Origin of the sequence: Giesbergeria anulus, assembly GCF_900111115.1 — a bacterium.
Classification (GTDB): Bacteria; Pseudomonadota; Gammaproteobacteria; order Burkholderiales; family Burkholderiaceae_C; genus Simplicispira; species Simplicispira anulus.
The window spans coordinates 204,391-226,339 of record NZ_FOGD01000002.1 but is presented as its reverse complement, the minus strand read 5'-3'; the positions used below and the strand labels follow the sequence as shown (position 1 = coordinate 226,339).

Below are 21,949 nucleotides of genomic sequence, written 5' to 3'. Positions count from 1 at the left end.
CAAGCCCCTGTGGAATCAAAAATACACGGCCAAGCAAGCAAAAAAGCCGCCCGGCAAATGCCTGGCGGCTTGGGTGCAGCAAGGGCCGCGCTCAGGCCACGCCGTGCTGATGCAACCAATCGAGCGCCCGATGCCAGCCATCTTGCGCCGCTTCTTTGCGGTAGCTGGGGCGGTAATCGGCATGGAAGGCATGGGGTGCATCTGGATAGAGCACAAACTGCGATGATTTGGCCGCTGCCGAGCCTTGAGCCAGGGATTTTTTCATCTTATCAACCGTGTCAAGCGGGATGCCGCTGTCTTTTTCACCGTACAGGCCCAGCACCGGGGCTTTGAGCAACGACGCCAGATCGACCGGATGCTTGGGGGTGTGTGGTGTAGCCTCGCCCACGAGGCGACCATACCAAGCTATGCCCGCCTTGACGGGGCCGTGGGCGGCATACAGCCAAGTGATGCGCCCACCCCAGCAAAAGCCGGTGACTGCCACACGGCTGGCATCGCCGCCGTGCGTGGTAGCCCAATGCACTGCACCATCGAGGTCGGCCATCACCTGGGCGTCGGGCACTTTAGACACCAACTCGGCCATCAGCTTGGTGATTTCACTGTAACTGGAGGGGTTGCCTTGGCGCGCATAAAGCTGTGGGGCAATGGCCAGATAGCCTGCCCGTGCCAAGCGCCGACAGACATCGGCAATGTACTCGTGTACGCCAAAAATTTCTTGCACTACCAGCACCACTGGCAGGCCACTTTGGCCCTCGGGCACGGTTCTGGGGGCGGCGCGGTAGGCAGGCACCTCAAAGCCCTGCACGCTAAAGCTGATCCAGCCCGCATCGAGCCCTTCCGCAGTGGTGTGGATGGCCGTTTGTGCCATCAATGGGGCGGCAGCCGCCGCATAGCCCAGCCCCAGCCCCAGCGCAGCGCCTAGAGCGGTGCGGCGGGTGGTGCCTGTAGTGGTGCTGCGCCCCGGCAGCAAGGCATTGATATCAGAAAACCAGTTGGCATTTGGCATTGATGGGGTCCTGCAAAAATGTGCAGTCTAGGGCCAGCCCTAGCGCAGTCCCTAGGCGCAGGCGCCATGTCCGCAGATATTGTCTGGATTTGATGGCAACCGCCCCAGAGAAGGCGAGGATCGAAAGTTACTGCCCGATTGCGGCCACTTGCTTTGGTTTGGTAAAACTGTGCGTTCGCCAGTTTGATATCTGTGTAGATGGTGTCCGATTGTCTTATAAAGACCACTCTATTCGTAGAAAGCTCTACCATGCGTATTCTTCTCACCGGCTCGACCGGCTTTGTTGGCCAAACCCTCTACGCTGCTCTGACCGCCGCCGGGCATACGGTGTACGGTGGTATCTCGCCGCGCCAAACGCCCCGCAATGCCTTGCAGGTGCCGATGGACTTTGCCTACGACACCATGCCCGCCTTCTGGCTGCCCCGGCTTGAAGGCATGGATGCCGTGGTCAATGCGGTGGGCGTGCTGCGCGACAGCAGCGCCCGCCCGATTGCAGCCGTACACCGCGACACCCCCATTGCCCTGTTTGAAGCCTGTGCTCAAGCCGGGGTGCAGCGCGTAGTGCAAATCTCGGCCTTGGGCATTGATGGCAGCACCACGCAATACGCCAGCACCAAGCGGTCGGCGGAAGAGCGGCTGTGGGCGCTGGCGGCGCAGCACAAGCTGCGACCGGTTATTTTGCGTCCCAGCGTGGTGTTTGGACAAGGCGGCGACAGCAGCGCTCTATTCATGAATTTGGCCCGGCTTCCCATGGTGGTGTTGCCGGGGCCGGTGCTCGATGCCCAAGTGCAGCCAGTCTCGGTACACGATTTGGCCGCTGCGGTGGTAGCGCTGCTTGGCCCAGCCCAAGCCACCGTTGGCATGGTTGAATGTGTGGGCCCCGAAGCCTTGCGCATGGGGGCCTTTATTGCCAGCCTGCGCCAGCAACTGGGCCACGGCCCGGCGTGGGTGCTGCGGATGCCTAGCTGGCTCACCAAACTCAGCGCCCGGTTGGGCGATAGTGTGCCCGCCTCGCCTTGGTGCAGTGAGACTTTGGCTATGTTGGGCACCGATAACGTGGGCGATGCTGCTGATTTTGCTCGTCTGCTGGGCCGTTCAGCCGTCCCTTACCGCCGGTTGGTGGCAACGGCTTGGCGCTAAATGCGCGCGGCTCTAGTGGGCCTGCTCCCAATTAGGCCCCACGCCCACCTCGGCCAGCAGGGGCACGCGCAGGCTGGCTACTCCCGCCATCAGGCGCGGCACCTGCTGGCGCAGCCAGTCCACTTCGGACTCTGGCAGTTCAAACACCAGTTCATCGTGTACCTGCATAATCATTTTGATGCTGGGCTTTTCAGCTTCTAGCACTTTTTGCACTGCCACCATCGCCATTTTGATGAGGTCAGCGGCGGTGCCCTGCATGGGTGCATTGATGGCAGCGCGCTCGGCAGCGGCGCGGCGCGGGCCGTTGGGGGAGTTGATTTCAGGCAGCATCAACCGGCGGCCAAACACGGTTTCGACATAGCCCATCGCTTTGGCTTGGGCCTTGGTGTCGTCCATGTATTGCTTGACGCCAGGGTAGCGCTCAAAGTAGCGCTGAATGTAGTTTTTAGCCGCCGTCTGGTCGATGCCCAAATTGCGCGCCAGCCCAAAGCTGCTCATGCCATAAATCAAACCAAAGTTAATCACCTTGGCATAGCGGCGCTGTTCTTGCGTCACCTCATGCACGCTGACGCCAAACACCTCTGCTGCCGTGGCCCGGTGGACGTCCAAGCCATGCTGAAAGGCGTGCAGCAGTGCATGGTCGCCGCTCAGGTGCGCCATGATGCGCAGTTCAATCTGGCTGTAATCGGCGCTGGCAATCACACAGCCGGGCGCGGCCACAAAGGCTTCGCGCACGCGCCGCCCTTCGGGGGTGCGGATCGGAATGTTTTGCAGGTTCGGCTCATTGCTGGACAAGCGCCCGGTCACGGCCACCGCCTGCGCGTAATGGGTATGCACGCGCCCTGTGCGCGGATGTGCCATGCCCGCCAATTTGTCGGTGTAGGTGCCCTTGAGCTTGCTCAAGGAGCGGTGCTCCAAAATTTTGGCGGGCAGGGGGTAGTCCAGCGCCAGCTTTTCTAGCACTTCTTCGTCGGTGCTGCGTGCGCCGGTAGCGGTTTTTTTCACCACCGGCATGTCCAGTTTGTCGAAGAAAATCTCGCCTAACTGCTTGGGGCTGCTCAGGTTGAATGGCTGCCCAGCCAGCGCATAGGCTTCTTGCTCTAGCTCCACAATGCGTGCGCCCAGTTGCTGGCTTTGCGCGGCCAACAGTGGCGCATCAATCAGCACGCCGTGGCGCTCGACATGGTAGAGCACCTCGCTGCTGGCGATTTCTAGCTCGTAAATGGCGCGCAGCTTGTCGTGGGCGGCCAGCAGCGGCCATAGCGCTTGGTGGACGTCCAGCGTTTGGTCGGCGTCTTCGCAGGCGTAGGCTGCGGCTTTATCCACCGGGACTTGGGCAAACGGAATTTGGTGTACGCCCTTGCCGCACAAATCCTCATAGCTAATGCCGCTGCGCCCCAAGTGGCGCTGCGCCAAGCTGCTCAAACTGTGGGGCTTATGCACTTCTAGCACATAGCTTTGCAGCATGGTGTCGTGGGCATAGCCGCGCACCTCAATGCCGTAGTTGGCAAAAACATGGCGGTCGTATTTGATGTGTTGGCCCAGCTTGGCGTGGCGGGCATCTTCTAGCCACGGGCGCAGGCGCTCCAGCACTTCTAGCAAGGGCAACTGTGCTGGGGCCTCCGGGCCGGTGTGGGCCAACGGGATGTAGGCCGCCTCGCCGGGCTGCACGCTCAGGCTGATGCCTACCAGCTCGGCGCGCATGGCGTCCAAGGAGGTGGTTTCGGTGTCGATGGCTACCAATTCTGCTGCTTGCACCTTGGCCAGCCAGCGCTCTAAGGTGTCCCAATCCACAATGGTGTCATAAGCCAAGCTGCGGTGCTCTACCGCCTGCGCCAATTCGGTGGCATTGGGGGCAGCAAACAAATCACCTTCTACGGTAAGGTGCTGCGGGCCTTCAGCGGACGGCGGTGGTGGATCAGCAAATAAATCGCCACTCTCACCACGCGCCAACGCCGCTGGCTTGGCAGGCCGGGTGGGCGTCGTGGTGGCTGCTGCCGCTGTGGGCAATGCCTGCGCCAGCCCCTTCAAGCCATAACGCTTGTAAAAATCGTACAACGCTTGGGTTTGCGGTTCACCCACCGCCAAGGCATCCAACGCGGGCAAGCCCGGCACCCAATCGGCCAAATCGCAATCGGTTTTGATAGTGACCAACTGGCGGCCTGTGGGCAGCCAGCCGAGGCTGGCGCGCAGGTTTTGCCCGACCACGCCTTTGATCTGGTCAGCTTGGGCGATGATGGCATCGAGCGAGCCGTATTCTTGCAACCACTTGGCCGCCGTTTTCTCGCCCACTTTGGGCACACCGGGCACGTTGTCCACGCTATCGCCCACCAGTATCTGAAAATCCACCATCAGCGCTGGGGGCACGCCAAACTCTGCGGTCACGCCCGCCACATCGCGGCGCTTGCCCTGCTTCATGGTGTCGATGATGGTGACATGCTCATTGACCAGTTGGCTTAAGTCTTTATCACCACTGGACACAATCACATCCACGCCCTGTTGTGCCGCTGCATGGGCGAGGGTGCCAATCACATCGTCTGCCTCGACGCCGGGTACGGCCAGCACGCTCCAGCCCAGTTGGCGCACCACCTCGTGGATGGGAGCGATTTGCGCACGCAAATCATCTTGCATCGGTTTGCGCGTGGCTTTGTAGGCCGGATAGATGGCATCACGAAACGTGGGGCCGGGCGCATCAAAAATGCAGGCGGCATAATCGGCAGGGTGCTCGCGGCGCAGCGCCTGCAACATCTTAATCATGCCCTGAATGGCCCCAGTGGCGGGGCTGCTAGGGTCGCCCGGCACGGCGCGCAGGTCGGGCATGGCATGGAAGGCACGGTATAGGTAGCTGGAACCATCGACCAGCACCAAGGTTTTAGGCTTGCTCATGGGGCCGATTGTGCATGGCCCGGCCAGTGGGCGCAGGCGCGGCCTACAATCGCGCTATGCGCGCTGTTCTACCCCTTCTGTTGCTGGCTTTGGCTGCTGGCCCGGCCTTGGCCCAAAATCCTGATGCTTTCAGCCCCAAGGCCACTGCCGGGCATACCAATCCGCCACCGCCTGCCGCTAAAAGCCATCGCCCCGAACAACGCACCCAACGCATCCACGTTGAAGATGGTGGCAGCCGCGTCGATGAGCTGCGCATTGGTGGTCAAACCCAAAGCATCACCGTCCAGCCCAAGGTGGGCGATGTACCCGCCTACGAGGTGCAACCCTCCGATGGTGTGCGCAACCGCCCACGCAACGGCGGCGAGACCAATACTGGCACCCGTGTCTGGAACCTTAAGCAGTTCTGATTTTTCCGTGCGTGCTGCGGGGCCGGTGTTGGCTCGGTAGTGCTGTGGGATTTCCTTTTTTTAGCCTCTATTCCCTAGTCTGTTGAGCGATGGCCGTATTTACCCAAGTCCCCCTGAAAGATGCACACACCCTCGTGCAACGGTTGCAACTCGGAGAACTGCAAGCGCTGCGCGGCATTGAAGGGGGCATTGAGAACACCAACTACTTTGTCACCACCGACCAAGGTGAGTTTGTGCTCACTCTGTTTGAGCGCCTGACCGCCGAGCAGTTGCCGTTTTATCTGCACCTGATGAAGCACTTGGCCCATGCAGGCATTCCGGTGCCCGACCCCCGGCCCGACCAGCATGGCGAGATTTTGCACCGCGTCTGTGGCAAGCCCGCCGCGCTGGTCAACCGCCTGCAAGGCAAAAGCCAATTGGCCCCCCAAGCCGTGCATTGCGCCGCAGTGGGCGATATGCTGGCCCGTATGCACTTGGCTGGGCGCGACTACGAGCGCCAACAGCCCAACTTGCGCGGCCTGCCGTGGTGGAACGAAACTGTGCCAGTGGTGCTGCCTTACCTTGCGCCCGAGCAGGCTGCGTTGTTGCAATCGGAGCTGGCCTACCAAAACCATGTCGCCGCCTCTTCGGCCTATACCGCACTGCCGCGTGGCCCCGTCCATGCCGATTTGTTCCGCGACAACGTCATGTTTGACGGCGACACCCTGACCGGTTTTTTTGATTTTTATTTTGCGGGCGTCGATACGTGGATGTTCGATTTGGCCGTGTGCCTGAACGACTGGTGCATTGACTTGGCTACCGGCCAGCACGACACCTCCCGCGCCGAGGCCATGTTGCGTGCCTATCAGGCGGTGCGCCCGCTGATCGCTGCCGAGCGCGAACTGCTCAACGCCATGCTGCGCGCTGGGGCCTTGCGCTTTTGGATTTCGCGCCTCTGGGATTTCCACCTACCACGCCAAGCCTCTTTGCTCACGCCGCACGACCCCGCCCATTTTGAGCGCGTGCTGCGCCAGCGCATTGCCCAGCCTCTGGCACTTTGATCGTCTGATTTATGAAACTTCGCATCGTCCCTGCCAGCACCGGCCTCACTTGGGTCAAGGGGGGGATCAGCGTGTTCCGGCGTCAGCCGATGGCCATCGCGGCGCTGTTTTTCATGACCATGGCCTCGATGTCATTGGTCTCCATCGTGCCCTTGATTGGCCCTGCGCTGGCGCTGGGCCTGTTGCCCTCGGCCACCTTAGCGATGATGGTGGCGGCGGCAGAGGCCATGCAAGGGCGCTTTCCGACCCCCGCCGTGCTGCTGGTGGCTTTTCGCACTGGCAAGCAACACCTGCGCGATATGCTAGTGTTGGGGGCGCTGTATGCGGTTGGGTTTTTGCTGGTGATGGCGCTGTCTGCGTTGGTCGATGGCGGCCTGTTTGCCCAAGTCTATTTGGGCCATATCCCCATGAGTGCGGAACTGGCCGAAAGCGATGAGTTCCAGTATGCCATGTGGCTGGCTATGTTGCTGTACCTACCGCTGTCGCTGCTGTTTTGGCATGCGCCGGGCTTGGTGCATTGGCATGGGGTGCCGCCGGTCAAAAGCCTCTTTTTTAGCCTAGTGGCTTGTACGCGCAACATCACGGCTTTTATCTTCTTTGGCCTAGGCTGGCTGGGGGCTTTTGCTATCGGTGGTGTGCTTATCAGTTTGCTGGGGGCGCTGCTGGCCGGGCTGGGCCTGTTCAGCGCTGGGGCGATGGCGGGCCTGATGGTGGCTATGGCCATGATGATGGCCGCCATGTTCTTTAGCTCTATCGTCTTTACCTTCCGCGATTGCTTTGAGCCACCCCAAGCTGCGGATGTCGATTTGCCTGATACCAAGCTCGATAGCACGTTTTGATTCTGGTGCCGGTAGCGGCCATTACCGCTTTTTAATACCAGATAAATTATTTGACTATAAAAAATTAATTTTTATTTGTATTTTTAGAAATGAAGGGCATAAATTTTATTTAGATAAATTAGATTTGATCTAGATGACGATTTATGCCCTCCAGCAAGAATTTACTTTGCCGAACTGTCGCAAGCGACTTTCGTATTTTTGTGTGCAGCGTCGGAGCTATCCATGGCGCTCTTGGCGCTGACCTTCGCGTCACTCAACTTGTTTTGGTCATGGGATTCGGCTGCCTTCTGGTGGTGTTTTGCGGCTGCTTCGTGATCGCCGGCAGCTTTTTTGTGCAGAGCGCTGGATTCGTTGGTATTAGTCATAATATTTTCCTAACTTGAAGAAGTGGATGAATTTACAGTCAATCAGCACTGGTTTTGTTTTCACCTAACCAAAGTGCTAACTGATAGTAGCTTCGTAAGTTGGTCTAGACTGTTCGGTAACGTACACAGCAACTGATTAAAAATAAAACCCGCTACAGAAGGTCTGCATAAAGGCGCACCTCGCTCTTTGATGGAAAAGCCTTGTAGAACGCATTCACCCCAGCGCCCAAGAACTTGGTCAGGCGTTAATGGCATTCCCTTTGAGCTTCGCCTGACGCCAGAACAGGCAAGGGCGATGCGGCAGCGCCATCAAATCAACCGCCAAGCCACCCAAGAGGTACGCGACATTGCCCGCAACAGCGGGCCTTCCTATGCCAGCGCGGACGCCCTGCTGGCGTAAACAGCCCGCTAGGCATGGCCCGGCAGGCTGCATTTGGCGTCAAAGCCCGATAGCCCCGCCATCGGTACGCGTTACCACCACCGTAGCCGAGCGTGGGCGCTGGGTGGCGGCTGGATTAGTCTGGCTGGCGGGCCAATGGCTGCCCAAGTTGCTCAGGCTGCTTTCTTCTCCGGGGTGTTGCACATTAAAGAACAGCGTTTTGCCGTCCGGGGTGACGGCCACGCCAGTGATCTCGCACTGCTTGGGGCCAACCAAAAAGCGGCGCAGATTGTCCGGCGAGGCATTGGCTCCTTTGCGTGTGGCTGTGCCACCCGCAGCAGTGACCGCACCGCCATCGCCCACTTGGCCGGGCACAGCGGCCAGCATCATGCAGTTGGTCACATCGGTATAAGCACCATCATCGGTCTGAATCCACAGCAAACCACGCGGGTCAAAATACAGGCCATCGGGGCTAGAAAAATCATTCACTGCGCTCAAGCCTGACAGGTTGACGTCACCCGCTGCATCGGCTTGGGCGGCAAACAGGTAAATATCCCAAGCAAACGCCGTGGCGGCACCATTGCTGCCATTTTCGTGCCAGCGGATGATGTGGCCGTTGGGGTTGCCCTTGTTGCTCTTGCTGCTGCCGTCGTTGTTGGTGTAGTTGTCGCTGTAGTAGCGTGGGTTGGCGGCATCGGGCTTGAGTTGGCTGCCGGTGGGGGTGGCGCTGGGATCGACACGGTTGCTGTTGTTGGTCAGGGTCATATAGACCTCGCCGTTGCGCGGATGCACGGCACCCCATTCTGGACGATCCATCTTCGTGGCTCCTACTTTGTCGGCAGCCAAGCGGGCATGGGTCACGACATCGCCCTGATCGACAAACGGGTAGGCGGCATTGCTGGCATCCAAGCCGTTCTTGCCATAGCTCAGTTCTAGCCACTGGCCGCTGCCATCGGCATTGAACTTAGCCACATACAACGTGCCCTCGTCCAGATACTTGGCTCCTACGGCCATGCCACCGTTTACGTCTTGTGGGTTCCACAGGGCTTTAGAGACAAACTTGTAGATGTACTCGTTGCGGGCATCGTCACCCATGTAAATGACGATAGGCTGGCCTGCCACGGCGGGCGCAGGCCAAGCACCTTCGTGGTTAAAACGGCCCAAGGCGCTGCGCTTGGCAGGGGTCGATGTGGGGTTGAAGGGGTCAATCTCTACCACCCAGCCAAAGGTGTTGGCAGTGTTGCGGTAATCGTCGTTGGCGCTGGCTCCGGTCACGGAAGAAGTCCAGCGGGCAAACAAATCATCGCTGCCAGCGGTGTCCCACAGGTAGGGGCTTTTGCGGTTTTCTGGCAGGCCGTAGCGTTTCAGTGCTACCACCTCCTTGGCGCTGCGCTTGGCATCGTCGCCCGCAGCACGGCTCACCACATTGAGCCAGTTTTCTTCACAAGTCAGGTAAGTGCCCCAAGGGGTATAACCATTGGCACAGTTGTTGTTGGTACCACGGGTTTTAAGGCCATCGGGCGAGAATTTGGTACGCACCAAGGCATGGCCTTGCACGGGGCCGGCGAAGGCTATCTCGGTGGCCGAGGTGATGCGGCGGTTAAAACGCGAGCCGCGCACCATCGCCATGTCATTGCCACTGCTGCGCTTGACCTCCACCACACTGACGCCGTGGGCGTAGATTTCTTTTTCTACTTCGGTGGGCACGCGGGCGGCTCCTGTGGTCATGCCATTGGGGTGCAGGACATAAGGGGCGACGACATACTCGTGATTCATGGCCAGCAGGCCACGATCTGAGCGCTCAGCGTTGAATTTGCCGTCGTCGGACAGGCCAAAGTAATACATGCCATCGTGGCCGTCGCCAATGCGGCGGTTGTAGGATTCAGCGCTTTCGCTGCCATCACCCTTCCAAGATTCTTCACCAAATTGCAGCGGATCACCCAGCGCGTGCAGAATGCTTACTTGGTAGCCTTCGGGCACTGTGACCAAGTCATTCTTGTTTTTTGCTACGGCGCTAAAACTCAGCTGTAGCCCATCCGCTGTGGCTGCATCGTCGGAGCCGCCACAGGCGCTTAGGCTGACGCTGCCCAACAAGGCTGCAGCTGTCACGCTCATCCCACCCTTGAGTGCTTGGCGGCGGCTCAGGCGCGTGGCAATCAGCGCATCCATATGCAAGTTGCTGGAGGCGTTAACGATTTCGTTGTCATCGTAGGTGCTGGGTGCGGTCATCAGGGGCTCCAAAGGACAATGGAATGCAAAAAGAATCCATTCTTCAAAAACCGTATGGCAAGCGTATGACAGTGCCAGCAATGTTGCGATGGACGAATGCCCCCCCATTCAGGGAGGGCTGGGGGCTGGTGTATTGTTCAGTGGTGCTACTACAGGGTGAGGGTCTGGTGTGACCTCGGCAGCTGGGGCTGGTGTGCTGCTGGAGGCTGCTACCGCCTGCCCGCCTTTCCAGCGGCGCAGCACGCGCTGAAAAATCAGAGAGTTGGGGATTTGTAAAAAGGTGCCGGGTGCGGTACTGTCTTCTAGCGTGGTGTAGAGCAGATTAATGTCAATCACCCGCCCCTTGGCACCGGGTTTTTCTGCGGTATCGAGCAGTTCAATCGTGTCACCTAGACTGAACGGCCCGATGGTAAAAATCAACAGCGCACAAAACAGGTTTGACAGTACGCTCCAAGCGGCAAAGAAGGCGACCGCCCCCACGGTGGCAAAGCCGGTAAAGGCTGTCCATAGCACCGTGGCCGACACGCCCATGCGCTCCAACACCAACAGCAAGGCACTGAGCAAAATCGTCCAGCGCAGCAAGCCATTGATGGGTACCATCAGTTCCAGCGGCATCTGGTAGTGGGTACCTGCCCGATCCACCACGCGCACGATCAGCCGTTGCAAAGCCCAAGCAGCCACCAAAATGAGCAAGATTTGCCCACCCGGAACGATGACTTCTAGCCAGTCTTGTGCCCATTCGGGCAGTTGATCTTGCCAATTGCGCTTTGCCATGCTGCTGTAGCTTGATGCTCAATATCAGAGTTCGCGGCGCAGGGCTGGGAACAAGATCACATCGCGGATGCTGGCGCTATCAGTGAGCAACATCATCAGGCGGTCAATGCCAATACCGCAACCGCCTGCCGGGGGCATGCCGTACTCCAACGCACGCACAAAGTCGTGGTCGTAATACATGGCCTCATCATCGCCTGCGTGCTTGTTGTCTACCTGGGCATGGAAGCGCGCCGCTTGGTCTTCGGCATCGTTGAGCTCGCTAAAGCCGTTGCCAAACTCGCGGCCCGTGATGTACAGCTCAAAACGCTCGGTCACTTCGGGGCGCTGGTCATTGGCGCGGGCCAGCGGGCTGATCTCGGTCGGGTGCTCCATGATGAAGGTGGGCTGCCAGAGCTTGTCTTCTACCGTTTCTTCAAAATACAGCACTTGCAAGCCTGCCAATGTGCGCTGCGACAGGCGATTTTTGGCCTCATTCATGCCCAGCTTTTGCAGGGCGGCGATCAACCAAGCTGCATCATCTACATTGTCACCGGCCTCGGTGTGCGCCAAAATAGCCTCGCGGATAGTCAGGCGCTGGAAAGGCTGGCTCAAATCCACACTGCGGTCTTGGTACGACAGCTCCAAAGAGCCAACCGCCTTCATGGCCGCGTCGCGCACCAGCGCTTCGGTAAAGTCCATCAGATCGCGGTAGTTCCAATAGGCCGCATAGAACTCCATCATCGTGAATTCGGGGTTGTGGCGTACCGAAATCCCTTCGTTGCGGAAGTTGCGGTTGATCTCGAACACGCGCTCAAAACCGCCCACCAACAAGCGCTTGAGGTACAACTCCGGCGCAATGCGCAGGTACATCTCTTGTTCTAGCGCGTTGTGGTGCGTAACAAAGGGCTTGGCGTTGGCACCACCGGGAATGGGGTGCAGCATCGGGGTTTCCACCTCCAGAAAGTCGTGTTGCACCATGAAGTCACGGATGCCACTGACGGCCTTGCTGCGGGCGATAAAGCGGCGGCGGGCCGATTCATCGGTCATCAAATCGACATAGCGCTGGCGGTATTTGACTTCTTGGTCGTGGATGCCGTGGAACTTGTCGGGCATCGGGCGCAGGCTCTTGGTGAGCAAGCGCAGGTGCGTGACCTTGATGGATAGCTCGCCGGTCTTGGTTTTCATCAAGGTGCCTTCGGCACCGACAATATCGCCCAAGTCCCAGTGCTTGAAGGCGGCATAGAGCTCTTCACCCAGCGCATCGCGTGTGACATACAACTGCACCCGGCCCCCGGTGCTGCCCAAGGAGCCGTCTTGTACTGTGGCAAAGCTGGCCTTGCCCATCACGCGCTTGAGCATCATGCGCCCGGCTACCGAGACGGTGACGGGCTGGGTTTCCAATGCCTCGGCGCTGGTGCCTGCATATTCTTGCTGCAAGTGCGCGGCATGGTGTGCGGGCTTGAAGTCGTTGGGAAAGGCTACGCCTGCGCCATCCTGCACGGATTCGCGCAAGGCGCGCAGTTTTTCGCGGCGCTCGGCCATGAGTTGGTTTTCATCTTGGGAAGGAGAGGCGTGGAGATGGTCAGACATAGGTGCCGTCGCTGCGGGACGTAAAAATGGGGCTGTTGACAGCCAAACGGTCGATTTTATGGGTTCAGGCAAAGGCTGGCTGCTGAACCACCTTCAGGTGCCCACCAGTGCGGCCTGCTATAGGCAAAAAAGTTATCGTTATCATCCCGTGTACGCACTGCGCTCAAGGATTTGCCACTCCATGCTTTACCAAATTGTCTCTTTTCTGCTTGATGTGGCCGCTGGCCTGCTCTGTGGTGCCTGCCTGCTGCGCCTGTATATGCAGTGGCAGCGTGTGCCGTTTGGCAATCCAGTGGGGCAAATGGTATTTGCCCTGAGCGATTGGCTGATTTTGCCGCTGCGCAAAGTCATTCCGCCGCTGGGCCGCATCGACACGGCCAGCTTGCTGGCGGCTGCGCTGGTGGAGTTGTTGCAATACCTGTTGCTCTGGTTGCTGCTAGGCGCAGGCACCGGACTGCTCTGGCTGCCGTGGTTGGCGCTGTGTGCCTTGGTGCGGGTGGCACTGACTGGCATGACGGGCCTCATCATCATCCATGCCGTGTTGTCTTGGGTGCAAACGCGCTCGGCGCTGGCTGATGTGATTGACCGGCTCAGTGAACCGCTGTTGCGGCCTGTACGCCGCATCATCCCTTTGGTGGGTGGCGTGGATTTTGCATCACTGGTGCTGTTGGTGCTGCTGCAAGTGGCGGTGATGGTGCTGGGGTACTTGCAGGCCAGCGTGTTGCATTGAAGGATGGGGTGTTGCTATCTACTGAAATTCAACTGCCACTGTGCGATGGGGTAAAAAAGTTTATGAGAAACATAGACAGATAGGACATCTCTGCTAGTGGCTATCGGTGAGCTATCCGCCGCCTAGCACCAATATTAGAGGAGTGAATTTTTAGGGTCTGAATTACTCTATCTAATAATAATTTGCTACCACCAAAAATATTGCTCAGGAAAATTTGTGAACACTGTTAAATACAAAATTTGGATTCAACTCCTGGGCACTATTGGCGCAGCGCTGCTGGTGGTTTGGACTGGTGTGATCTTCTGGCAAGGCCATGTCACACGGCAGGCGGCGCTGGATCAGGCGCTTGATTTTTCCAGCACCATGCACGATGCCACTATGGCTGGACTCACTGGCATGATGGTGACCGGCACTGTGGCCCAGCGCGATGTGTTTCTGGATCAGATGAAAAGTTTGGACTCTATTCGTGATGTGCGCGTCTTGCGTGGCGAGGCCGTTATTAAGGCCTTTGGGGTAGGCACCGAAAAAGATGACTCCAAACCTGATGCACTGGAGCAACAGGTGCTGAAATCTGGCCAAGCAGTATGGCTGGTTGAATCGAGCGACAATGGTGGTGAGCACCTGCGGTCTGTGCGGCCCGCGCTGGCATTGAAGAATTATCTGGGCAAAGATTGCACTATGTGCCACCAAGTGCCTGAAGGCTCTGTGCTGGGGGTGGTGAGCATGAAGGTATCTTTAGACAAGGTCAATGCCAGTTTGGCCGACCAGCAGCTCAAGTCCATACTGATGGCACTTATCACCTGCATTCCGATACTGATGTTGATTTATCCATTCATCCGCCGGGTGGTGACGCAGCCATTGGAGTATTGCATCATGGTGGCCAAAGGCATTGCCTCAGGCGACCTGACCCAACAGGTTCAAGTGGGTTCGCACAACGAAATGGGCCAATTGCAACAAGCGCTCAAGGAGATGAACACCAGTCTGGAGAAAGTGGTGCGCCAAGTGAGGGTTGGTACCGACACCATCTTTAGCGCCTCCAGTGACATTGCCAGTGGCAATCTTGACCTGTCCAACCGCACCGAACTACAGGCCAAGACGCTAGAAAACACGGCTGCCTCTATGGCAGAGGTCACTGCCGCAGCCAACCAGAATGCAGACCATGCACGCCGGGCCAATCAGCTTGCACAGTCGGCCTCTGACGTGGCCGTGCGTGGTGGTACCGTGGTGGCTGGGGTGATTGACACGATGGCATCGATCAATGCCTCTAGCAAGCGCATTGTGGACATCATTGCAGTGATTGATGGGATTACGTTCCAGACCAATATTCTGGCCCTCAACGCCGCCGTAGAGGCCGCACGTGCCGGTGAACAGGGCCGTGGCTTTGCCGTGGTGGCCGCCGAAGTGCGCAACTTGGCCAAGCGCTCGGCCAATGCGGCACAGGAGATCAAGGGACTGATTGATGAGTCGGTAAGTAAAGTGGATGCTGGCAGCAGTCTGGTGCAGCAAGCAGGCAGCACCATGAACGACATCGTTGACAGTATTGGCCACGTCACGAACATCATGGCTGAAATTTTGGAGGCCAGCGCAAGCCAGAGCAGTGGCATAGAGCGTGTAGGCAATGCCATCGACCATATGAATCAGGTCACCCAGAAAAACGCGGCTTTGGTGGAGCAAGCAGCCTCAGCGGCGCAATCCCTACAAGACCAAGCCGAGCACCTTGAGCATGTGGTTCATGCATTCAAGTTGACAAAAGGCGATGGTAGCCGCTAACTTGCTGATTTTTAAACAAACGCCTCGCCCGGTTTATCCGCATGGCGTTTGGTAGGGGCATAGCCAGATCATTGTAGGACTGCTTGCTGCTTGCTGCTTGCTGCTTGCTGCTTGCTGCTTGCTGATTGGGGATTTTTTGACCGCAATCTTCGCTAATTTCTGCGCAAGAAATCAGCAACCTCTGGCCGTAGAAAATTGAAACACTGTGTATCAAAAACCCTTGCCTTGATGTGCTGCACAGAGAGGGCAAGTTCTACGTGCTTTGTCTGCGGTCGTTTCGGGCATGGCCTGCGATAGCGATTGACTGGTTTACCATCGCTGCGCCTGTGTTTTTTGCCGATTCTTGACCTTTGACCTCCCCGCCATGACCCTGCCCCGCTCCCGCCGCTTTGACCTGATCGCCTTTGATTGGGATGGCACCTTGTTTGATTCCACTCAGATCATCGTGCGCTGCATTCAGCAGGCGGTGCAGGATGTGGGGGGCGTGGTGCCCAGCCAAGAGGCGGCTGCCTACGTGATTGGCATGGCCTTGATACCAGCACTGGCCCATGCTGCGCCTGATGTACCGCCAGAAAAATACCCGGAGTTGAGCAACCGCTACCGTTACCACTATCTGCGCCTGCAAGATGAATTGAGCCTGTTTGAGGGTATCTTGCCGCTGCTAGACGATTTGCGCGCCCGTGGCCATTTGCTGACTGTGGCGACGGGCAAGAGCCGCCGGGGCTTGAATGATGCGCTGCAAAGCGCCGCGCTGCGGGGGGTGTTTGATGGCTCACGCACCGCTGATGAAACGGCGGGCAAGCCCCATCCGTTGATGTTGCAAGAGCTGATGGCCGAATTTGATGTGCCGCCTGAGCGCGTACTGATGATTGGCGACACCACGCACGATCTGCAAATGGCGCTCAATGCGGGCTGTGCCAGTGTGGGCGTGGCCTATGGTGCCCACGACCCTCAGACCTTTGCGCCCCTGCGGCCCTTAGGGGTAGCGCATACCGTGCAGGAGCTACACGACTGGCTGCGTGTTCATGGTTGAACGCGCAGCGCCTTGTGCCGCTGGCATACTGCACTCTCACGCCCCGCCCCTGCCGATAGCCCCTTGATCTAGCCATGTCTGAACCGCACCCACCGTCCTCCGCATCCCCTCTTCCCCCTGCCTCAGACCTCTGGGGGCCGCAAGCCAGCGCTACTGCGGCAGCACAGGCCCCCCATACCAATATGCTAGGCTGGGAGCGTGAGGTGCTCGAAAAACTGCTGCTGGGCACCTTGGCCGAGCAGCGCGCTGCTCGGCGCTGGCGCATTTTTACTCGCTTGGGCTGGCTGGCTTTTTTTGCCTTTTTGTTGTGGATGGCACTATCACAAGAGATGACCGCCTCAACGCAAAAGAGCAAACCACACACTGCCGTGGTAGCCATCAAAGGGGAGATCGCCTCTGGTGCCGATGCCAGCGCCGAAAACATCATCGCCGCTATGCGCAGTGCGTTGGAAGACCAAGGCTCTAAGGCGCTGGTCTTGCTGATTAACTCGCCCGGTGGCAGCCCGGTGCAGGCAGGCATCATCAACGATGAGATCGTGCGCCTGAAGGCTAAACACCACAAACCCATTTATGCGGTGGTAGAAGAAACCTGCGCCTCAGCCGCTTATTACATTGCGGCGGCGGCGGATGAAATTTATGTCGATAAGGCCAGCATTGTGGGCAGCATTGGTGTGCTGATGGATGGCTTTGGTTTTACCGGCACGATGGATAAATTGGGGGTAGAGCGCCGCTTGCTCACTGCGGGCCAAAATAAGGGGTTTTTAGACCCGTTTAGCCCGCAAACCGAGCAGCAGCGCGTTTATGCCCAAACCATGCTCGATCAAATCCACCAGCAGTTTATTGCCGTGGTGCGCGCCGGACGCGGCAACCGGCTCAAGCCTACCGAGCAAACCTTTAGCGGCCTGTTCTGGACGGGTACGCAAGCCATTGACATGGGGCTGGCCGACCGCTTGGGCAACGTCGATTATGTCGCCCGCGAGGTGGTCAAGGCCGAAGAGTTGATTGACTACACCCGCCACGAAAACGTGGCCGAGCGCTTGGCTAAGCGCTTTGGCGTAGCAGCGGGCTTGGGTATGGCACAGGCGCTGCAAACGCAAAGCGCCGTGCCGCAGTTGCGTTAAAGCTGCACCGATAGGAGGCGTGATGAACCTGACAACTTGGGCGCAACTGGTGGTGTTGGCGGCGGTGGCGTGGTGGGCGATCGGGGTATATAACCGGCTGGTTAAGCTGCACAACCGCATTGCCAATGCCTTCGGCCAGATTGATGTGCAACTCAAGCGGCGGCACGATCTGGTGCCCAATTTGGTCGAGGTGGCACGGGGCTATCTCAAGCACGAGGCCGCTACGCTAGAAGCGGTGATTCAAGCGCGGGGCCAAGCCCAAGGCGCAGCCCAAGCCGCACGCAACCAGCCCACCAATGCCGCCACCATGGGCGCACTGGCGGTGGCCGAAGGGGCTTTAGGCTCTAGCCTAGGCCACCTGATGGTGGTAGCCGAAAACTACCCAGACCTCAAAGCCGATGCCACGATGGCCGCTTTGAGCGAAGAACTGACCAGCACCGAAAACCGCATTGGCTTTGCCCGCCAAGCCTACAACGATCAGGTGCTGGACTTTAATAACCTCGCCACGCAGTTTCCTGCGGTGTTGGTGGCACGGCTGACGGGTTTGCCCCCAGCAGCGATGCTCGAATCGACCCAGTCTGAGGCCGAGCGCCAAGCGCCCCGCGTGCAGTTCTGAGCCGGGTTCGCCCGTTCGGTTAGGCCAGCGCGGCAGCGGGGCCAAAAAACTCGTAGTGGGTTTGGCTTTCTGGCACCCCCAGTGCGTGCAGGTTGCGTTTCACCAGTGCCATAAACGGCTTGGGGCCAAGGAAGTAGGCATCCACATCGCGATTTTCGGGCAGCCATTGCGCCAATTGCTCTTGGGTCAGGTAGCCCACGGCATCGGCACCATCGGCCTCGGTGGCTTGGTCATAGCTATAAAAGCGTTGCAATTGCGGGTGCTCGGCGGCCAGTGCGTCCACGGTGTCGCGGAAGGCGTGGACGGCGCGGTTGCGAGCGCAGTGGATGAAATGCACGGGCCGCCCGCTGGCCAATGCGGCAGGCAACATGGCTAAGGTGGGGGTGATGCCCACGCCACCACTGATCAGCACCAAGGGCTTGTCGCTGGTTTGCAGTGTGAACGGGCCAGCGGGCGGGAAGACCTCCAACGTGCTGCCTTCTTGCACTTGGTCGTGCAGGTAGTTAGAGACCACGCCCCCCGCTTCGCGCTTGACGCTGATGCGCAGGCTGCGGCCATCGGCGGCTGCCGACAGCGAATAATTGCGCCGCTGTTCTTCTTTACCCTCTAGCGCCAAGCGCAGGCCAATATATTGGCCGGGCAGGTAACGCAGCACGGGGCCGCCGTCTTGGGGCTCTAGGTACAACGAGGTGATCTCGGTACTCTCGGCCACTTTGCGCGCCACACGGAACAGGCGCACACCGCGCCAGCCGCCTTCACTGGCGGCGTTGGCGGCATAGACTTGCTCTTCGGCACCGATCAACATATCGGCCAACTGTTGGTAGGCAGCGCCCCAAGCGGCCAGCACCTCGTCGGTGGCAATGTCAGCGCCCAGCACTTCGCGGATGGCCCGCAGCAGGCAGGTACCCACAATCGGGTATTGCTCCGGCAGCACTTGCAGGGCGACGTGTTTGTGAACGATTTGCGCGGGCAGGTTGCCCAGCTTCTCTAAGTGGTCAATGTGGCGGGCGTACATCAGCACGCTGTTGGCCAAGGCGCGGGGCTGGTCGCCACTGGCTTGGTGCGCTTGGTTGAACAGCGGGCGCACTTCGGGGTACTCCTTGAGCATGATGCCGTAGAAGTGTTTGGTCAGGGCTTCGCCGCCGGTTTCGAGCAGCGGGACGGTGGCTTTGACAATGGCGCGTTGGGCTTCGGTGAGCATAGAGTCTCCAAGAGAAAAAATAATCAGCAAGGCAAAGTGAGCCTGTTGTGCCTACGCAGCATCTGTGCCAATATTTAGCCATTTGAAAAACAAAGACTTATACCGATAGTGGTCTTAATGACTACAGCAAAATAAGTGTCATAAAGACTGCACAATAGTCAATATGACTACATCGACCCTGCTGGCTGCCTTGGTTCCCTTGGTGGCTGATTTGTCCCAAGAACTGCCTGAGCGCGAGCGCTATCGTCGTTTATTGCAAGCGGTGCGGGCGCTGTTTCCTTGCGATGCCGTAGCCTTGTTGCGGCTGGAGGGCGAATGGCTGGTACCGTTAGCCATGGATGGCCTGAGCAGCGATGCGCTGGGGCGGCGCTTTCGCGTCAGCGCCCACCCGCGTTTGCAAGCGCTGTTGCAGGCGGGCCAGCCGACGCATTTCCCTTTGGGCAGCGATTTGCCCGACCCCTACGATGGCCTGATTGAGGGGGTGAGCGGGCACTTGGAAGTCCACGATTGCATGGGTTGTGCGCTGGCGGTAGAGGGCCAGCCTTGGGGGCTGTTGACCTTGGATGCCTTGGTGCCGGGCCAGTTTACGCCGGCCCATTTGGCGGCCTTGCGAGCCTTTAGCGATTTGGCGGCGGCCACGGTGGCAGCAGCCATGCGTATCAACCGTCTGGCAGCACGGGCCGACAACGAGCACCTGCGTGCCGAGTCTTACCGGTTGGCTGCCAGCGGTGGTGGTTCTGCGCACCAATTGATGGGGCACAGCCTAGCCTTGCAGCAGTTGTTGCACGAGATTGAGGTGGTCGGCCCCAGCGATTTGACCGTGCTCATCAGCGGTGAGACCGGCGTGGGCAAAGAGTTGGTGGCGCGGGCGCTCCATGCGCGCTCACGCCGCGCCAATCGGCCTTTGATCAGCCTCAATTGCGCCGCCCTGCCCGATACACTGGTGGAGAGCGAACTGTTCGGCCATGTGCGTGGCGCTTTTACCGGGGCGGTGCAAGAGCGCCAAGGCAAGTTTGAGTTGGCCGATGGCGGTACGCTGTTTCTGGATGAGGTCGGGGAGTTGCCCTTGCCGGTGCAAGCCAAGCTATTGCGTGTGCTGCAAAGCGGACAGTTGCAGCGCCTAGGTTCGGATCGGGAGCACCATGTCGATGTACGCCTGATCGTAGCCACCAACCGCGATTTGGTGGCCGAGGTACGCGCTGGGCGGATGCGCGCCGACATTTACCACCGCCTCAGTGTGTATCCGCTGCCGGTGCCCGCACTGCGCGAGCGTGGGCGCGATGTGCTGATGCTCAGTGGCTTCTTTTTGGAAGAAAACCGCACCCGCTTGGGGCTGGGCAGCTTGCGGCTAGACCGCGAGGCCCAAGCCGCGCTGTTGGCCTACGATTGGCCGGGCAATGTGCGCGAGCTAGAGCACCTGATTGGCCGCAGTGTGCTCAAGGCGTTGGGCCGCCATCGGCCCCGCCCACGGATTTTGACGCTGACCGCCGCCGATCTAGGGCTGCGGGAGTTCGTGCCGTTTGTGGGGCCAGTGGTGGCTGCGGCTCCAGTGCCGCTTGCCAGTGCTGTGCCGCAGGGGCAGGGCCTGCGTGCAGCGGTAGATGCTTTTGAGCGCCAGCTAGTGCAAGATTGTTTGCAACGGCATGATTACCATTGGGCGGCAGCCGCGCGCGAGTTGCGTATCGACCGGGCCAATTTGGCTAGGCTGGCTAAACGGCTGGGCTTAAAACAAGACGGGAGCGCCAACGCATGAAATTTTGGGATCACCAAGAAAACGCCCGCATCGAAACCCGTCGCCTGCTGCTGGCCTTTAGCATGGCCGTGCTGCTGGTGGTGGCGGGGGTGCATAGTGCGTTGGTGCTGGCTTGGTGGTTGCTCAATGCCCTGCTGTCGGTACATTTGTCCTACCCGGCAGGCTTTATGGCCGTCAATATCGGCATGACGCTGTTTTTTATTTTGGGCGGCTGGTGGCTAGAAACGGCCAATTTGCGTGCTGGCGGCGTCAAGTTGGCAGTGCGTGTCGGGGCACGCGAGGCACGGCCCGGTAGCTCGCATGCCGAGCAGCGCCTGTGCAATATCGTGCAAGAGCTGTGCATTGCCGCCCATATGCCGGTGCCCCAAGTCATGGTGTTGGCGCGCACCCCGGCCATCAATGCCTTTGCGGCGGGTTGGGATCAGTCGGATGCGGTGGTAGCCGTTACCCAAGGCGCGCTGGACTACCTGAACCGCGAAGAACTGCAAGGTATGGTGGCCCATGAACTATCGCACCTACACGAGGGCGATACCCGCCTCAAAATGCGCTTGGCGGGCATGGTATTTGGGCTAGAGTTAGTCCACCATTTTGGCGATACCCTGCGAGAGCGCGGCGGGCTGGCTACGCTGTTTGGCAGCGCTATCATGGCGGTGGGTTGGTTGGGCTGGCTGGTGGGGCAGGTGCTCAAAGCTGCCGTGTCGCGCCAGCGTGAATATTTGGCCGATGCCCGTGCTGTGCAATGGACGCGCAACCAGCAGGGCTTGGGCGGCGTGCTGCGCAAGGTGCTGGCCCAGCAGCAGGCAGCGGATGCAGACAGGCACAGCCAAACCGGTCTGGAGCATCCCAGCTTGCAGCATATGCTGCTGGTCGATCTGGCTGGTGGTGGGCGTTGGGCACGGTGGCTCGATAGCCATCCGCCGTTGCTGGATCGGGTGCGGCGCATTTATGGCCGCCCCATGCCACCGCTGCCGCTGGTACGTATCGAAATGCCCCCCGACCCCCAACCGCCCAAGCCGGTGTTGCAACCCGGCCCAGACTCGTTGGCGGCACAGGTCGATCCGTTTGCGCGCTACTTGTAGGTGCGCGCATCG

At 59.2% G+C, this 21,949-nt stretch carries 18 protein-coding genes; 11 read left to right on the top strand and 7 right to left on the bottom strand.

The window, feature by feature from the left end:
• Positions 1–91 precede the first annotated feature (91 nt).
• Positions 92–1,006, bottom strand: coding sequence for a dienelactone hydrolase family protein (locus BMX55_RS04930; protein WP_091453767.1), 915 nt, complete (start codon positions 1,004–1,006; stop codon positions 92–94).
• A 249-nt stretch (positions 1,007–1,255) separates the two neighbouring features.
• Between BMX55_RS04930 and BMX55_RS04925 the strand changes: the two genes are divergently transcribed.
• Positions 1,256–2,146: an NAD-dependent epimerase/dehydratase family protein gene (locus BMX55_RS04925; protein WP_091453764.1), complete on the top strand. Its 891-nt coding sequence runs from the start codon at positions 1,256–1,258 to the stop codon at positions 2,144–2,146.
• Positions 2,147–2,158: 12 nt separating this feature from the next.
• Here the strand turns inward: BMX55_RS04925 and polA are convergent, their stop codons facing one another.
• On the bottom strand, positions 2,159–5,032 hold the full coding sequence (gene polA / locus BMX55_RS04920) for a DNA polymerase I (protein WP_091453762.1): 2,874 nt from the start codon (positions 5,030–5,032) through the stop codon (positions 2,159–2,161).
• Between the two features lie 56 nt (positions 5,033–5,088).
• On the opposite strand from polA, the gene BMX55_RS04915 reads away from it, so the two are divergent.
• The 3 genes from BMX55_RS04915 to BMX55_RS04905 all read left to right on the top strand — a co-directional run bounded on the left by BMX55_RS04915 (position 5,089) and on the right by BMX55_RS04905 (position 7,318).
• Positions 5,089–5,439 carry a hypothetical protein gene (locus BMX55_RS04915; protein ID WP_091454838.1) on the top strand — a complete coding sequence of 117 codons (351 nt, stop codon included), beginning with the start codon at positions 5,089–5,091 and terminating at the stop codon, positions 5,437–5,439.
• An 89-nt stretch (positions 5,440–5,528) separates the two neighbouring features.
• The gene (locus BMX55_RS04910; RefSeq protein ID WP_091453759.1) at positions 5,529–6,479 is read left to right on the top strand and encodes a homoserine kinase; all 951 of its coding nucleotides are present in this window, start codon (positions 5,529–5,531) and stop codon (positions 6,477–6,479) included.
• Between the two features lie 11 nt (positions 6,480–6,490).
• A complete protein-coding gene (locus BMX55_RS04905; protein ID WP_091453755.1) occupies positions 6,491–7,318 on the top strand; it encodes a BPSS1780 family membrane protein in 828 nt (275 codons plus the stop codon).
• Between the two features lie 161 nt (positions 7,319–7,479).
• On the opposite strand, the gene BMX55_RS04900 is transcribed toward BMX55_RS04905, so the two are convergent.
• The 4 genes from BMX55_RS04900 to lysS form a co-directional block, all read right to left on the bottom strand.
• Positions 7,480–7,683, bottom strand: coding sequence for a hypothetical protein (locus BMX55_RS04900; protein WP_091453752.1), 204 nt, complete (start codon positions 7,681–7,683; stop codon positions 7,480–7,482).
• A gap of 439 nt (positions 7,684–8,122) precedes the next feature.
• Entirely contained in the window at positions 8,123–10,291 is a 2,169-nt protein-coding gene (locus BMX55_RS04895; RefSeq protein ID WP_091453749.1) for a PhoX family protein, read from the bottom strand.
• A gap of 108 nt (positions 10,292–10,399) precedes the next feature.
• Complete coding sequence (locus tag BMX55_RS04890) at positions 10,400–11,065, bottom strand: mechanosensitive ion channel family protein (RefSeq protein ID WP_091453747.1); 666 nt, start codon at positions 11,063–11,065, stop codon at positions 10,400–10,402.
• 24 nt (positions 11,066–11,089) lie between these two features.
• On the bottom strand, positions 11,090–12,634 hold the full coding sequence (gene lysS, locus BMX55_RS04885) for a lysine--tRNA ligase (RefSeq protein ID WP_091453743.1): 1,545 nt from the start codon (positions 12,632–12,634) through the stop codon (positions 11,090–11,092).
• 181 nt (positions 12,635–12,815) lie between these two features.
• On the opposite strand from lysS, the gene BMX55_RS04880 reads away from it, so the two are divergent.
• The 5 genes from BMX55_RS04880 to BMX55_RS04860 all read left to right on the top strand — a co-directional run bounded on the left by BMX55_RS04880 (position 12,816) and on the right by BMX55_RS04860 (position 17,904).
• Positions 12,816–13,364: a YggT family protein gene (locus BMX55_RS04880; RefSeq protein WP_091453740.1), complete on the top strand. Its 549-nt coding sequence runs from the start codon at positions 12,816–12,818 to the stop codon at positions 13,362–13,364.
• Positions 13,365–13,580: 216 nt separating this feature from the next.
• Entirely contained in the window at positions 13,581–15,134 is a 1,554-nt protein-coding gene (locus tag BMX55_RS04875; protein WP_245751288.1) for a methyl-accepting chemotaxis protein, read from the top strand.
• A 364-nt stretch (positions 15,135–15,498) separates the two neighbouring features.
• Positions 15,499–16,167, top strand: coding sequence for an HAD-IA family hydrolase (locus BMX55_RS04870; protein ID WP_091453736.1), 669 nt, complete (start codon positions 15,499–15,501; stop codon positions 16,165–16,167).
• Between the two features lie 74 nt (positions 16,168–16,241).
• Positions 16,242–17,288, top strand: coding sequence for a S49 family peptidase (locus tag BMX55_RS04865; RefSeq protein ID WP_091453733.1), 1,047 nt, complete (start codon positions 16,242–16,244; stop codon positions 17,286–17,288).
• Positions 17,289–17,310: 22 nt separating this feature from the next.
• Positions 17,311–17,904, top strand: a complete 594-nt coding sequence (locus tag BMX55_RS04860; protein ID WP_091453730.1) for a LemA family protein — start codon at positions 17,311–17,313, stop codon at positions 17,902–17,904.
• A gap of 19 nt (positions 17,905–17,923) precedes the next feature.
• On the opposite strand, the gene hmpA is transcribed toward BMX55_RS04860, so the two are convergent.
• Positions 17,924–19,105 carry an NO-inducible flavohemoprotein gene (hmpA, locus tag BMX55_RS04855; RefSeq protein WP_091453727.1) on the bottom strand — a complete coding sequence of 394 codons (1,182 nt, stop codon included), beginning with the start codon at positions 19,103–19,105 and terminating at the stop codon, positions 17,924–17,926.
• A gap of 163 nt (positions 19,106–19,268) precedes the next feature.
• Here hmpA and norR point away from each other — a divergent pair, with 163 nt between their 5' ends.
• Positions 19,269–20,858 carry a nitric oxide reductase transcriptional regulator NorR gene (norR, locus tag BMX55_RS04850; protein WP_091453724.1) on the top strand — a complete coding sequence of 530 codons (1,590 nt, stop codon included), beginning with the start codon at positions 19,269–19,271 and terminating at the stop codon, positions 20,856–20,858.
• Entirely contained in the window at positions 20,855–21,937 is a 1,083-nt protein-coding gene (locus tag BMX55_RS04845; RefSeq protein ID WP_091453721.1) for a M48 family metalloprotease, read from the top strand. The genes norR and BMX55_RS04845 overlap by 4 nt, the downstream gene beginning before the upstream one ends.
• The last annotated feature ends 12 nt before the right edge of the window (positions 21,938–21,949 follow it).

Excerpts from the sequence above, each read along its gene's own strand:
- BMX55_RS04915 (WP_091454838.1), top strand. The coding sequence starts at position 5,089 with ATGCGCGCTGTTCTACCCCTTCTGTTGCTGGCTTTGGCTGCTGGCCCG.
- BMX55_RS04910 (WP_091453759.1), top strand. The coding sequence starts at position 5,529 with ATGGCCGTATTTACCCAAGTCCCCCTGAAAGATGCACACACCCTCGTG.
- BMX55_RS04845 (WP_091453721.1), top strand. The coding sequence starts at position 20,855 with ATGAAATTTTGGGATCACCAAGAAAACGCCCGCATCGAAACCCGTCGC.
- BMX55_RS04895 (WP_091453749.1), bottom strand. The coding sequence starts at position 10,291 with ATGACCGCACCCAGCACCTACGATGACAACGAAATCGTTAACGCCTCC.
- BMX55_RS04865 (WP_091453733.1), top strand. The coding sequence starts at position 16,242 with ATGTCTGAACCGCACCCACCGTCCTCCGCATCCCCTCTTCCCCCTGCC.
- hmpA (WP_091453727.1), bottom strand. The coding sequence starts at position 19,105 with ATGCTCACCGAAGCCCAACGCGCCATTGTCAAAGCCACCGTCCCGCTG.
- norR (WP_091453724.1), top strand. The coding sequence starts at position 19,269 with ATGACTACATCGACCCTGCTGGCTGCCTTGGTTCCCTTGGTGGCTGAT.
- BMX55_RS04890 (WP_091453747.1), bottom strand. The coding sequence starts at position 11,065 with ATGGCAAAGCGCAATTGGCAAGATCAACTGCCCGAATGGGCACAAGAC.
- BMX55_RS04930 (WP_091453767.1), bottom strand. The coding sequence starts at position 1,006 with ATGCCAAATGCCAACTGGTTTTCTGATATCAATGCCTTGCTGCCGGGG.
- BMX55_RS04905 (WP_091453755.1), top strand. The coding sequence starts at position 6,491 with ATGAAACTTCGCATCGTCCCTGCCAGCACCGGCCTCACTTGGGTCAAG.
- BMX55_RS04900 (WP_091453752.1), bottom strand. The coding sequence starts at position 7,683 with ATGACTAATACCAACGAATCCAGCGCTCTGCACAAAAAAGCTGCCGGC.
- BMX55_RS04880 (WP_091453740.1), top strand. The coding sequence starts at position 12,816 with ATGCTTTACCAAATTGTCTCTTTTCTGCTTGATGTGGCCGCTGGCCTG.
- polA (WP_091453762.1), bottom strand. The coding sequence starts at position 5,032 with ATGAGCAAGCCTAAAACCTTGGTGCTGGTCGATGGTTCCAGCTACCTA.
- lysS (WP_091453743.1), bottom strand. The coding sequence starts at position 12,634 with ATGTCTGACCATCTCCACGCCTCTCCTTCCCAAGATGAAAACCAACTC.
- BMX55_RS04860 (WP_091453730.1), top strand. The coding sequence starts at position 17,311 with ATGAACCTGACAACTTGGGCGCAACTGGTGGTGTTGGCGGCGGTGGCG.
- BMX55_RS04870 (WP_091453736.1), top strand. The coding sequence starts at position 15,499 with ATGACCCTGCCCCGCTCCCGCCGCTTTGACCTGATCGCCTTTGATTGG.
- BMX55_RS04925 (WP_091453764.1), top strand. The coding sequence starts at position 1,256 with ATGCGTATTCTTCTCACCGGCTCGACCGGCTTTGTTGGCCAAACCCTC.